Here is a 12,094-nt window from a genome sequence, read left to right as displayed (position 1 = left end):
TTTCAACAGGAGGAGAAAACCATGAAATTCCGTCACCTCAAGACCATCGCCGCGGCGGCGGTCCCGGCGCTCGGCCTGCTCGCCGGCGGCGCGGCCATGGCACAGGACTATCCGTCGAAACCGATCCAGATGGTGATCCCCTACAATCCCGGCGGCGACACCGATCTGCTGGGCCGCATCTTCGCCAGCCAGCTCGAAGCCGCTCTTGGCGAGACGGTGGTGCCGGTGAACATGGCCGGCGCCTCGGGCAGCATCGCCACCACCCATGTCTATCAGGCGGCCCCCGACGGCTACACGATGCTGTTCCACCACTCGGGCGTGCTCGGCAGCATGCTGACCGGCGCGATCGACTTTTCCTTCGACGACCTAACCGTGCTCGGCTCCGTCGGGCTGTCCGAAGGGTCGATCTGGGTCACCGCGAGCAGCTCGCCCTACGAGGACATGCAGGATGTGGTGGAGGCCGCGAAGGCCAGCCCGGGCACGGTGAAGAACGGCATCAACTTCGGCAGCCAGACCCATGTCCACGCCGCCGCCTTCGAAAAGGCCGCGGGCGTCGAGATGCACAACATCGACGTCGGCGGGATCGGCGAGAAGATCGTCAGCATCCTCGGCCAGCATGTGGACGTGTCCGAAGTGCAAGTGGGCGCGGTGCAGAGCTATCTGGACAGCGGCGACATGCGCGCGCTCGGCACACCGGCCGCGAAACGCTTCGACGGGCTGCCCGATGTCGCGACCTTCGCCGAACAGGGGATCGACGTCGAGATGCCCGACCGGCTGTTCTGGGTCGCGCTTCCGCCCGGGGCACCGGACGACGTGGTCGAGACGCTGAAGGGCGCGCTGGCCGAACTGGCCGGCAGCGAGGCGCTGAAGACCGAATACGCCAAGGTGAAGATGACCCCCTACTTCCTGTCGGCAGAGGAAACGGTCGACTACCTGAACAACGAGTACGAGTTCAACGCTCAGTACAAGGACATCTTCCTTTCGAACAACTGATGCGGGGGACCCCGGGCAACCCGCCCGGGGTCTTCGTCCTGACGGGAGGAGACGACATGACCTTGACCTTCACGCGCCCGCTCGCCGCGGCAGTGGCCCTTTGCCTTGCACAGGCGCCCGCCATGGCGCAGGTGGCGGCGACAGACGACAACCCCATCCGGGGCGCCATCGACTTCCACATTCACACCGCGCCGGACGTGTCGGCGCGCAACCTGACCGACATCGAACTCGCCGAGATCGCCGCCCGCCACGACATGGGCGGGCTGGTGCTGAAGAACCACGTCACCATGACCGCGGACCGGGCGGCGCTGGTCAATGCGCAGGTGCCGGAGATCGAGGTCTTCGGCGGCGTGGTGCTGAACCATGCGGTCGGCGGCATCAATGCCGAGGCCGTCCGCACGATGGCCAAGATGTCCGGCGGCCGGGGAAAGGTCGTCTGGTTCCCGACCTTCGACGCCGCCTTCCACCGGGAATCGAAGGGCGGCCAGCCGGGCGGCATACGCGTGCTCGTGGATGGCGCGCTGACGCCCGAGACCGAAGAGGTGCTCGATGCGGTTCTGGAGCATGACCTGATCCTCGAGACCGGCCATCTCTACCCGGAGGAGGTGCTCGCGCTGGTTCGCCGTGCGACCGAGAAGGGGATCGGGAAGATCGTCGTCACCCATGCCATGGCAGAGAATCCCGGCCTGAACATCGAGCAGATGCAGGAAGCGGCGTCGATGGGCGCCTATCTCGAACTCATCTACCTCGATCATCTGGGGACACCGACGGCGCATCTTCCGTGGCTCAGGACCCGCAAGCCGAACTCGATCGCCGACATGAGCGCGGCGGTGAAGCAGATCGGCGCGGCGCATTTCATCCTGGCCAGCGATCTGGGGCAGACGGGAAACCCGCTTCACCCCGACGGCATGATCGAACTGATCAACGGGCTTCTGGCCGAAGGGGTCTCGCAGGCCGACATCGACACCATGGTCCGCGACAACCCCGGGATGTTGCTGGGCCTCTGATCGCGCAGCACCGGCGCGGACCGCGGGGCGCTCACGGTCCGCGCCGACTGAAATGCCACCGACTATTGCAGGACCCCGACCGCGTGACCTCTGACAAACTCGACCTTTTCACCGAAGCGGACGGCGCCCGTTTCGTCGACCTGCGCAAGGCGATGGCGCGGTTTCCGCGGCTGGCGGAGATGCCCTTCAGCCTTCGCGTCCTGTTCGAGAACCTCGTCCGGCACGAGACCGGCGACGGCATCGCCACCGGCCATGCCGAACGGCTGGCCGGGGGCGAGGCGCGCGGCACGGAGATCGGTTTCCATCCCGGTCGCGTGATCCTGCAGGACAGCGCGGGGCTGCCCGCGCTCATCGACATGGCGATGCTGCTCGACAAGGCGCGCGGCCACGGCATCGACCCCGGCAGCCTGAACCCGCAGGTGCCGGCCGACCTGATCATCGACCATTCGATCCTGGCGCATCATTCGCGCGGGCCGGACGCCATCCTGCGCAACCAGGCGCTGGAATTCGCCGCGAACCGCGAACGCTTTGCCTTCATGAAATGGGCGCAGAAGCGGATGGACAACCTGACGGTGATCCCGCCGGGGCGGGGGATCATCCACCAGATCAATATCGAGCATCTGGCCGATGTCGTGTCCACCCGCGCGACGGGCGGCCGGACATGGCGGTTCCCCGACACCGTGATCGGCACCGACAGCCACACGACGATGGTCAACGGCATCGGGGTGCTGGGCTGGGGCGTCGGCGGCATCGAGGCCGAGGCGGTCATGCTGGGCGAGGCGGTCTCGATGCTGGTTCCGCCGGTGATCGGGGTGGAGCTGACGGGCAGCCTGCCCACCGGCGTGCTGGCGACCGATCTCGCGCTGAAACTGACCGAGGCGTTGCGCAACTTCGGCGTCGTGGGGGCCATCATCGAATTCTTCGGTCCCGGCGTGACGGCGCTGTCGGTCGCGGACCGCACCACCATCGCCAACATGAGCCCGGAATTCGGCTCGACCGCGGCGATGTTCCCGCCGGACAGGGCGACGGTCGACTATCTCGCGCTGACCGGGCGGCCGGCCGGCAAGGTCGCGGCGGCGGAGGACTACCTCCGCCGCACCGGTCTGTGGTTCGACCCCGACGCGCGGCCCCGCTTCGACGACGTGATGGACTTCGACCTCTCGCGGGTCAGCCGGACCGTCTCCGGCCCCTCGCGCCCCGAACAGGGCCGCGACATCGCCGCGGTCGGCGCCGTGATGGACGAGACCATCGGATCCGCGGTGAAGACGCGGGACGGGGTGAGCGACGGCGATATCGTCATCGCGGCGATCACCTCCTGCACGAACACCTCGAACCCCGAGGCGATGATCGCGGCGGGCCTGCTGGCGCGGAATGCCCGCCGGCGCGGCCTGACGGTGAACCCGCGCATCAAGACCTCGCTCGCGCCGGGGTCGCGCGCGGTCATGCACTACCTGTCGGCGGCGGGGCTCGATGCCGATCTCGCGGCGCTCGGGTTCGAGCTTGCGGCCTTCGGCTGCACCACCTGCGTCGGCAATTCCGGCGATATCGACGCCGAGGTGTCGCAGGCGATCGTCGACGACGATCTTTGCGTGGCCGCCGTGCTGTCGGGCAACCGCAACTTCGAGGCGCGGATCCACCCGCAGGTGAAGGCGAATTTCCTCGCCTCGCCGCCGCTGGTGGTGGCCTATGCCATCGCCGGGACCATGCGGACCGATCTCGAAGTCTTGGGCCGGGATGAAAAGGGCCGTCCGGTCGGACTTGCCGACATCTGGCCCGCGGCCGAAGAGATCGACGCGCTTCTGCGCCGCGTGGTGGTGGAGGAGCGGTTCCGCGCCTCCTATGCCGACGTGACCCGGGGCGACGAGAACTGGGAGGCGCTCGATATCGGCGGCGGCGATACCTTCGGCTGGACGGAGGAGAGCACCTATATCCAGCGGCCGCCTTTCTTCGATCTGCCCGCGGCCTTTGCCGGCGCCGGCCCGATCCTTTCGGCCGCGCGGCCACTGCTGATCCTCGGCGATGCGGTGACCACCGATCACATCTCTCCGGTCGGCACCATCGCGCCCGACAGCGAGGCGGCGGCCTATCTGAGGGAGCGGGGCGTCGAGCGGCAGGATTTCAACACCTATGGCGGGCGGCGCGGCAACCACAATGTCATGGCGCGCGGCACCTTCGCGCATCTCCGGCTGCGCAACGAGATGGTCGACGGCATCGGCCCCCGCACCCGGATCCTGCCGGAGGGCCGCGAAACCACCATCTTCGAGGCCTCCCGGGCCTATGCGGCGCGCGGCGAACAGGTCGTGGTCATTGCCGGCGAACGCTACGGCGCGGGTTCGGCGCGGGACTGGGCCGCCAAGGGCACCCAACTCCTCGGCATCCGCGTCGTCATCGCGGAAAGTTTCGAGCGGATCCACCGGTCGAACCTGGTCCGCATGGGGGTGCTGCCGCTCGAATTCCTTGATGGCGAGGGGCGCAGGTCACTGGGTCTCGGGCCCGAGGACCGGTTCTCGGTCGACACGTCCTGCGACGACCTCAGCCCCGGCCAACGGCTGCAGGTGTCCGTCATCGGCCCCGACGGATCGGTCCGCAAGATCTTCACCGCCCGGTCCCGCGTCGATACCGGCGAGGAGCTGCGCTATCTGCGCGAAGGCGGCATCCTGCCGAGCGTCGCGGGACGCCTGATCCGGCAGCACGCGGACGCCCGGTCGCAGTGACGGAAGGCGGGGGCGGGCGCGCTGCCCGTGTCGTCATCGCCCCCGGCCGCGACCGGCGACAGGCCGCCGCGCGACGCCACCTGTGCGGCGCCCTCAGACGGCGCCGGCGGCCAGTCCTGCGACAAGGATCCGCAACGTCGTCTGCAGGCCGGCCTCCTGATCGAGACCCGCCCTGGCTGCTGCCTCGACATGCGCGGGGTGGACGAAGACCGTGACGGCGTCGCGGACGGCGCCCGCCGCCGCGTCGAGGTCGCATCCGGGGAACTCGCCCCGCGCGACCCCGTCTGCGAGGAGACGGCGGACGAGGCCCGTCATGCGGCGGGCGTAATCCAGGATGAGGTCGGGACGCTCCTCGACGACGCGGCGGTAGAGGGCATGCATCTCGGGATCGTCGGCGAATTTGGCGCGCTTGCTTCGGTGCAGCGCCAGAACGAGCGCCGTCAGCCGTTCTGCGGCAGGGCCGTCCGCTTCGACGAAGGTTTCGGCCAGGGCGGCCTCCTCGGCCATCGTCGCGGCCGCAAGCGCGTCGAAGATATCGGCCTTGGACCGGAAATGACGGTAGATCGCCGAGTGCGACAGGCCCATCGCCTGCGCGATATCCACCACATTCGTCTTTGCGCCGCCGAAGCGCCGGATCAGGTCCCGGGCGGTCTTGAGAATGTGGTCGCGTTGGGTGGGTGAAGCGCTCTCCATGGTCCTTGGTCTAGGGGATGACGATTTGGAGTGCAACAAGTAACATATTTCATGATATGTATTGTGTCTCATCCCGTGATTTGCGACGGGTGATCCCGCAACCCGAGGAGAACGCCATGATCCCGCTTCCCGAAGCCTCCGCCCGCCGCACCGCCCTTGTCACCGGGGGTTCCGGATTCGTCGGCGGCCATCTGATCCCGCGCCTGATCTCCGGGGACTGGCAGGTCCGAGGCATCGGCCGATCGGCCGCCAGCCGGTCCGCCGTCGCGGCGCTCGGCGCCGAGACGCGCGAGGCCGACCTGTGCGACCAGGCGGCGCTCGAGCGGGCGATGGCGGGGGTGGACACGGTTTTTCACGTCGCGGCGCATTTCCGGCTGTGGGGGCCGCGCCGCACCTTCCGCGCGATGAATGTCGAGGGCACCCGCAACGTTGTCGCCGCCGCCGAACGCGCGGGCGTCCGTCGCATCGTCTATGTCAGTGCCGCTGCCGTGGTCATGGGGCGCCCCGAACTGCAGCGCGGCGTGACGGAAGACCTGCCGCTTCACCGCATGGGCTTCGCGCCCTATTCCGCCAGCAAGGCCGAGGCGGAGGACATCCTCCGCGCGGCGAATGGCCGCCGCGAGGGGCTGTCGACCGTCGCGATCCGCCCGCCCTTCATCTGGGGACCGGACATGCCCGCGCTCGACCATATGGTCGAAACCGTGAAGGCCGGGCAGTTCCAGTGGGTCGCGGGCGGCGGGCAGGCGCTGTCGACCTGCCATGTCGACAATCTCTGCCACGCGCTGATCCTCGCCGCCGACCGGGGCCAGGAAGGCGCCGCCTATTTCGTGTCGGACGGCATCGACACCACGCTGAAGGCCTTCCTGACGCGCCTTCTGGCGAGCCGCGGCGTCATCCCGAAGGACCGGGCCGTTCCCTTCGGGATGGCATGGACACTGGCGGGCATCATGGGAATGGCGTGGCGCCTGCTGCGCCTTCGGGGCGAGCCGCCGATCACCCGGCAGATGCTGCGCCTGATCGGGAAGGACTTCACGCTCGACATCTCGAGGGCCCGGACGGAACTGGGCTATGCGCCGATCCTGACACCCGAGGCGGGGTTCAGGGAGATGGAGCGGGCCGCGACCGGCCGCGAGGCCGATGCGACGGCGTCACGGCACGGCGCGACGCATTTGGCGGCTCAGGCATGATCGGTCTTGTCCGGTCGGCCTCGCCGGGCGACGGGAGCCGCCGTGTCGGGAGCGGTCGCGTCGGGAGCGGTCGTGTCGGGCCTGCCGCTTCTCGCTAGGCGCCCCTCGGTCCGGCATCGGATCCTCGCCCCCGCCTTCCGCGCGCTCAGGCCAGGCGGAACCTTCGTCCAGTGCACCTGCGGCCATGTCGTGCCGGTGGCCGGGGATGTCGCCAAGGAGCCTGGACTGGCGTTCCGCGGAGTCGGCCGCACCTTGCGCAATCGTCCTCCGGCCCCGGTCTAGGAGACCGGCAGAAGGTTCGACGAGCGGGGACGTTGGAACACAGGCGCGAAAGATGGCGGAGAGACAGGGATTCGAACCCTGGGACCCCTCGCAGGGTCAACGGTTTTCGAGACCGCCCCGTTCGACCGCTCCGGCACCTCTCCGCATCGGTGGTCGTCGTGGAGCGGGGATGTAGCCGCTCGGCCGGAGGCCTGCAACCGGAATTTTCGCGGGAGGGGTCTCACGCGGCCGGTTGCAAGGGCGCGCCCTTTTCCGGCGCGGCCGCGTCCGGTCCCCATCGCGTGAGGTGGCTTGGCAGCCCCCCCTCTGCGGGCTACCTAAGGCAAAATCTGCCTTGGGGGGTCCGATGACGACAGTTGCCACCATTCGCCGCGACGGCCCTGTCCGGTGGCGCGCGATGCTGTTCGGGCTGGCGGCGGGTCTGGCCACGCTTCCTGCCCTGGCCGAAGTCACCCCGCCGGCCGCCGGCACGGCCGAGGCGCCCGCCACCCCGGCGCCCGCCGCGACCCCCGCCCATGCCGAACTGACCGGCCTGCTGCGGCTCGACGAACTGTTCGCCATCATGCAGAAGGAAGGCGAGGCCTATGGCGACGAGCTGCAGGACGAGCTTTTCGCGGGGCAGGGCGGGCCGCGCTGGCACCAGGAGGTGCGCGACATCTATGCGGCGGACAGGCTGCTGCCGCTGTTCCTGGCGACCTTCGATGCGGCGCTGGCCGATGCCGATATCGCGCCGATGCGGGACTTCTTCGCCGCCCCCTTCGGCCGGCGTGCGGTCGATCTGGAACTGGCGGCGCGGCGGGCCCTGCTGGACGAGGGGGTCGAGGAGGCGGCGACGCTGCGGCTCGAGGACATGATGGCGGCCGAGGCGCCGCGGCTGGCGCAGATCGAACGCTTCGCCGCCGCGGCCGACCTGATCGAGGCGAATGTGCTGGGCGGGCTGAACGCCAACCTCGCCTTCTACCGGGGCATGGTCGAGGGCGGGGCGATCCCGGGCGACCCGACCGACGAGGATCTGCTGGCCGATGTCTGGTCGCAGGAAGACTCGATCCGGGCCGAGACGGAACGCTGGCTCTATTCCTATCTGCTGCTGGCCTACGATCCGCTGACGGATGACGAGATCGACGGGTACATCGCCTTTTCCGAATCCGGACCGGGGCGGCAGCTGAACGCGGCGCTGTTCGCCGCCTTCGACCGGGTCTTCGAACAGGTTTCCTACGATCTGGGCAAGGCCGCGGCGGCGATGCTCGCCGGTCAGGAAATCTGATCGCGGCCCTCGCGGCGGGCTTGACTTCGCGGCGCAAATCCCGGACAAGCCCGCATCCCGGCTGGTCCCCTCGGACAGGCCGGGTCTGGCGTTTCCGGGCGGTTCCGGGGGCGCCCCACAGCAACACGCCCGCAAAGGGCGCGCTGCCCGAAGGCGCCGCGGCTGGCCTGCCGCGGACCGAACGCCCGGACGATCCGGGGGCCGCAGGGCGCGGTGAGAGAAGGAAGACGCCATGTTCGCGGTCCTCAAGACCGGCGGCAAGCAGTACAAGGTCCAGGCGGGCGACGTGCTCCGCGTGGAACGGCTGTCCGCCAATGCCGGCGAAAAAGTCCAGTTCAACGACATCCTGATGGTCGGCGGCGATGCCCCGGTCTTCGGCGCCCCGCTCGTGTCGGGCGCGGCCGTGCAGGCCGAGGTGATCGACGAGATCAAGGCCGACAAGGTCATCACCTATCACAAGCGCCGGCGGAAGCATTCGTCGCAGCGCACCCGCGGCCATCGCCAGACGCTGACGCTGCTGCGCGTGACCGACATCCTCGCCTCGGGCGCGGAAGGCAGCGGCGTGAAGGCCGCGGTCGGCGCCCGCACCAAGGTCGAGGCCGCCGAAGCCGCCGAGACCCCGGCGAAACCGAAGCGGGCGGCCAAGAAAGCCGCCGAAGCCCAGGAGTAATCCCCCATGGCACACAAGAAAGCTGGCGGTTCCTCCCGCAACGGTCGCGACTCGGCCGGCCGTCGCCTCGGCGTGAAGCTCTATGGCGGCCAGGCCGCGGTTCCGGGCAACATCATCGTGCGTCAGCGCGGCACCACCTGGTGGCCGGGCAACGGCGTCGAGATGGGCCGCGACCACACCATCTTCGCCGTGGTCGAGGGCCGCGTCGCCTTCAAGAAGGGCCTCAAGGGGCGCACCTTCATCTCGGTCCTCCCGGCGGCCGAGGCAGCCGAGTAAGCCGAACCTTCACAGGACGCGTGTAAAGGGGATCGGCCGGCAAGGCCGGTCCCCGTTCTGTTTACCGGACCTGCGCGGGATGGCTGCGATCCGCGCCCGGACGGGATGATTTCGGTGGCGGGGCCGGGGTGGTGCCTTTCGCGGCGCGGGCGCGACCCCATATCTGCCCCACGCAGGGAGGACGGCATGATTCAGGAACAGATCGCCAGCCAGCCGGTGATCGCGGCGGAACGCTTCGTGTTGCGGCCGCTGCGCCGGTCGGATGCGGGGCTGATCGCGCTCTATACCGGCGACCGCCGGGTGGCCGAGGGCACACGGGCGATCCCGCATCCGCTGCCCCCGGGCGCGACCGAGGCCTTCATCGCCCGCGCCAATGCCGCCGACCGGGCCGAGGATGTCTGGGCGCTGGACGGCTCGGCCGAGGGTCTGGCCGAGGTGCTGGGCCTCGTGTCGCTGACGCGGATGGACCGGGACCAGTCCGAGGTCGGGTTCTGGGTCTCGCCGGCCTTCTGGAACACGGGCTTCGCCTCCGAGGCGGTGGCGGCGCTGGTGGCGGCGAACCCGCACCGGTCGCGGACGCTGTTCGCCGAGGTGTTCCAGGATGCGCCGGTCTCGGCCCGGGTGCTGACCAATTGCGGCTTCCAGTATCTCGGCGATGCCGAAAGCTGGTCGGTCGCCCGCAACGCGCGCGTCCCCACCTGGACCTATCTGCGCAAGATGACCTGACCTTGTCCCTCCCGGGCCCGCGGGGCCGGGGAGGGCCGTGCTTCCCCTGACGCTTGAACCGGCGCGGCGCAGGCACTATCGCCTTTTGACACCCTGATCCCGAAAGTCTGCCCGATGAAATTCCTCGACCTCGCCAAAGTCTACATCCGCTCGGGCGGCGGCGGCGGCGGCTGTGTCAGCTTCCGGCGCGAGAAGTTCATCGAGTTCGGCGGTCCGGACGGCGGCGATGGCGGGCGCGGCGGCTCGGTCTGGGCCGAGGCGGTCGAGGGGCTGAACACGCTGATCGACTTCCGCTACCAGCAGCATTTCTTCGCCACCAACGGCCGCCCGGGCATGGGCCGGCAGATGACCGGCGCCGACGGGCAGGACATCGTGCTGAAGGTGCCGGTGGGGACCGAGATCCTCGAGGAAGACGAGGACACCGTGATCGCCGACCTGACCGAGGCCGGGCAGCGGGTGCTGCTGGCCAAGGGCGGCAATGGCGGCTTCGGCAACCTGCATTTCAAGTCCTCGACCAACCGGGCGCCGGCCCGCGCCAATCCGGGGCAGGAGGGGGTCGAACGCACCATCTGGCTGCGGCTGAAGCTGATCGCCGATGCGGGCCTGCTGGGCCTGCCCAATGCCGGCAAGTCCACCTTCCTTGCCGCTACCTCCAACGCGCGGCCGAAGATCGCCGACTATCCCTTCACCACGCTGGTGCCGAACCTCGGCGTCGTCGGCGTGGATGGCAAGGAATTCGTCATGGCCGACATTCCCGGCCTGATCGCGGGGGCGAGCGAGGGGCGCGGGCTCGGCGACCGCTTCCTCGGCCATGTCGAACGCTGCGCGGTGCTGCTGCATCTGGTGGACGGCACCTCCAGCACCATCACCAAGGATTATCGCACCATCATCGGCGAGCTGGAGGCCTATGGCGGCCATCTGGCCGACAAGCCGCGCATCACCGCGCTGAACAAGATCGACGCGCTGGACGCGAAGACGCTGGCCGGCCGCAGGCGCAGCCTCGAAAAGGCGGCGGGCGGCCCGGTCTTCCTGATCTCGGGCGCGGCGGGCATGGGCCTGACCGAGGTCCTGCGCGCGCTGTGGGCCGAGATCGCCCGGTCCCGGGCGCTGCCCGAGGAGATCGCGCCGTGGCAACCCTGACGCGGGCCGCCGCCCGGCCCGATCTGGCGACGGCCCGGCGGCTGGTGGTGAAGATCGGCTCTGCCCTGCTGGTGGACCGGACCCACGGGCTGAAGACCGGCTGGCTGCATGCGCTGGCCCGGGACGTGGCCTGGCTGCGGGGGCAGGGGACGCAGGTCATCCTCGTGTCCTCCGGGTCCATCGCGCTCGGCCGCGGGGTGTTGGGCCTGCCCTGGACGGCACTGCCGCTGGAACAGAGCCAGGCCGCCGCGGCGGTGGGCCAGATCCGCCTGGCCCGCGCTTATGAGGAAAGCCTTGCCCCCCATGGCGTGACCACCGCGCAGGTGCTGGTGACGCTGGAGGATACGGCCGACCGCCGCCGCTATCTGAACAGCCGTGCGACGATGGAGACGCTGCTCGGCCTCGGCGTGGTGCCGATCGTCAACGAGAACGACACCGTCGCCACCGACGAGATCCGCTTCGGCGACAACGACCGGCTGGCGGCGCAGATCGCGGTGACGGTGGGCGCGGATCAGCTGGTGCTGCTGTCGGATGTGGACGGCTTCTATTCCGCCAATCCGAAGGAAGACCCGACTGCCAGCCGCTTCGACCTGGTCGAGCGGATCACGCCCGAGATCGAGGCGATGGCCGGCGATCCGGTCTCGGGCCTTTCGAAGGGCGGGATGAAGACCAAGCTGATGGCGGCGCGCACGGCGGTGCAGGGCGGCTGCGCCATGGCGATCACCGAAGGTTCGGTGCTGCGGCCGCTGAGCGCGCTGGCCGGCGGCGCCGCCTGCACCTGGTTCCTGCCCGAGGGCGACCCGCAGACGGCGCGCAAGCGCTGGATCGCGGCGATGAAGCCCAAGGGCGAGGTGCGGGTCGATGCGGGGGCCGTGACGGCGCTGATGCAGGGCAAGTCGCTGCTGCCCGCGGGCGTCACCCGCGTCACCGGACGCTTCGGCCGGGGCGAGCCGGTGGCGGTGCTGGATCCGGCCGGGGCAGAGTTGGCGAAGGGGCTGATCCGCTATACATCGGACGAGGCGCGGGCCATCGCCGGGCACCGCTCGGGCGAGATCGAGGCGATCCTCGGCTATCCGGGCCGGGCGGCGCTGATCCATCGCGACGACATGGCGCTGTAGGCGCCTTGCGGACAGGAGACGGGC

General features: G+C 69.6%; 11 protein-coding genes and 1 tRNA gene. 10 read left to right on the top strand and 2 right to left on the bottom strand.

Annotated features, from left to right (window positions below):
• Positions 1-21 precede the first annotated feature (21 nt).
• The 3 genes from EEY80_RS11125 to acnA all read left to right on the top strand — a co-directional run bounded on the left by EEY80_RS11125 (position 22) and on the right by acnA (position 4,714).
• Positions 22-993, top strand: coding sequence for a tripartite tricarboxylate transporter substrate binding protein (locus EEY80_RS11125; protein WP_164738226.1), 972 nt, complete (start codon positions 22-24; stop codon positions 991-993).
• A 56-nt stretch (positions 994-1,049) separates the two neighbouring features.
• Entirely contained in the window at positions 1,050-2,000 is a 951-nt protein-coding gene (locus EEY80_RS11120; RefSeq protein ID WP_126976631.1) for a DUF6282 family protein, read from the top strand.
• Positions 2,001-2,083: 83 nt separating this feature from the next.
• Positions 2,084-4,714 (top strand): aconitate hydratase AcnA, encoded by a 2,631-nt coding sequence (gene acnA, locus EEY80_RS11115; RefSeq protein ID WP_205749093.1) that lies wholly within the window; start codon positions 2,084-2,086, stop codon positions 4,712-4,714.
• A gap of 93 nt (positions 4,715-4,807) precedes the next feature.
• Here acnA and EEY80_RS11110 read toward each other — a convergent pair whose 3' ends face one another.
• A complete protein-coding gene (locus tag EEY80_RS11110; protein WP_126976630.1) occupies positions 4,808-5,407 on the bottom strand; it encodes a TetR family transcriptional regulator in 600 nt (199 codons plus the stop codon).
• Positions 5,408-5,523: 116 nt separating this feature from the next.
• Here EEY80_RS11110 and EEY80_RS11105 point away from each other — a divergent pair, with 116 nt between their 5' ends.
• A complete protein-coding gene (locus EEY80_RS11105) occupies positions 5,524-6,594 on the top strand; it encodes an NAD-dependent epimerase/dehydratase family protein (protein ID WP_126976629.1) in 1,071 nt (356 codons plus the stop codon).
• Between the two features lie 335 nt (positions 6,595-6,929).
• Here EEY80_RS11105 and EEY80_RS11100 read toward each other — a convergent pair.
• Positions 6,930-7,019: transfer RNA gene (locus tag EEY80_RS11100), tRNA-Ser, on the bottom strand.
• Between the two features lie 203 nt (positions 7,020-7,222).
• On the opposite strand from EEY80_RS11100, the gene EEY80_RS11095 reads away from it, so the two are divergent.
• From EEY80_RS11095 to proB, 6 genes are all read left to right on the top strand, one after another.
• Positions 7,223-8,140: a DUF2059 domain-containing protein gene (locus tag EEY80_RS11095; RefSeq protein ID WP_126976628.1), complete on the top strand. Its 918-nt coding sequence runs from the start codon at positions 7,223-7,225 to the stop codon at positions 8,138-8,140.
• 232 nt (positions 8,141-8,372) lie between these two features.
• Complete coding sequence (gene rplU / locus EEY80_RS11090; protein WP_126976627.1) at positions 8,373-8,810, top strand: 50S ribosomal protein L21; 438 nt, start codon at positions 8,373-8,375, stop codon at positions 8,808-8,810.
• 6 nt (positions 8,811-8,816) lie between these two features.
• A complete protein-coding gene (rpmA, locus tag EEY80_RS11085) occupies positions 8,817-9,086 on the top strand; it encodes a 50S ribosomal protein L27 (RefSeq protein ID WP_126976626.1) in 270 nt (89 codons plus the stop codon).
• A 186-nt stretch (positions 9,087-9,272) separates the two neighbouring features.
• Positions 9,273-9,812, top strand: a complete 540-nt coding sequence (locus EEY80_RS11080) for a GNAT family N-acetyltransferase (protein WP_126976625.1) — start codon at positions 9,273-9,275, stop codon at positions 9,810-9,812.
• Positions 9,813-9,926: 114 nt separating this feature from the next.
• Positions 9,927-10,952: a GTPase ObgE gene (gene obgE, locus EEY80_RS11075; RefSeq protein WP_126976624.1), complete on the top strand. Its 1,026-nt coding sequence runs from the start codon at positions 9,927-9,929 to the stop codon at positions 10,950-10,952.
• A complete protein-coding gene (gene proB / locus EEY80_RS11070; RefSeq protein ID WP_126976623.1) occupies positions 10,940-12,070 on the top strand; it encodes a glutamate 5-kinase in 1,131 nt (376 codons plus the stop codon). Before obgE ends, proB begins: the two co-directional genes overlap by 13 nt.
• The last annotated feature ends 24 nt before the right edge of the window (positions 12,071-12,094 follow it).

The organism is Frigidibacter oleivorans (genome assembly GCF_003993775.1).
GTDB lineage: Bacteria > Pseudomonadota > Alphaproteobacteria > Rhodobacterales > Rhodobacteraceae > Frigidibacter > Frigidibacter oleivorans.
The sequence above is the reverse complement of the archived record's forward strand: the minus strand, read 5'-3'. Positions and strand labels throughout refer to the sequence as shown.

Excerpts from the sequence above, each read along its gene's own strand:
- EEY80_RS11105 (WP_126976629.1), top strand. The coding sequence starts at position 5,524 with ATGATCCCGCTTCCCGAAGCCTCCGCCCGCCGCACCGCCCTTGTCACC.
- EEY80_RS11080 (WP_126976625.1), top strand. The coding sequence starts at position 9,273 with ATGATTCAGGAACAGATCGCCAGCCAGCCGGTGATCGCGGCGGAACGC.
- rplU (WP_126976627.1), top strand. The coding sequence starts at position 8,373 with ATGTTCGCGGTCCTCAAGACCGGCGGCAAGCAGTACAAGGTCCAGGCG.
- EEY80_RS11125 (WP_164738226.1), top strand. The coding sequence starts at position 22 with ATGAAATTCCGTCACCTCAAGACCATCGCCGCGGCGGCGGTCCCGGCG.
- obgE (WP_126976624.1), top strand. The coding sequence starts at position 9,927 with ATGAAATTCCTCGACCTCGCCAAAGTCTACATCCGCTCGGGCGGCGGC.
- EEY80_RS11120 (WP_126976631.1), top strand. The coding sequence starts at position 1,050 with ATGACCTTGACCTTCACGCGCCCGCTCGCCGCGGCAGTGGCCCTTTGC.
- EEY80_RS11095 (WP_126976628.1), top strand. The coding sequence starts at position 7,223 with ATGACGACAGTTGCCACCATTCGCCGCGACGGCCCTGTCCGGTGGCGC.
- EEY80_RS11110 (WP_126976630.1), bottom strand. The coding sequence starts at position 5,407 with ATGGAGAGCGCTTCACCCACCCAACGCGACCACATTCTCAAGACCGCC.
- rpmA (WP_126976626.1), top strand. The coding sequence starts at position 8,817 with ATGGCACACAAGAAAGCTGGCGGTTCCTCCCGCAACGGTCGCGACTCG.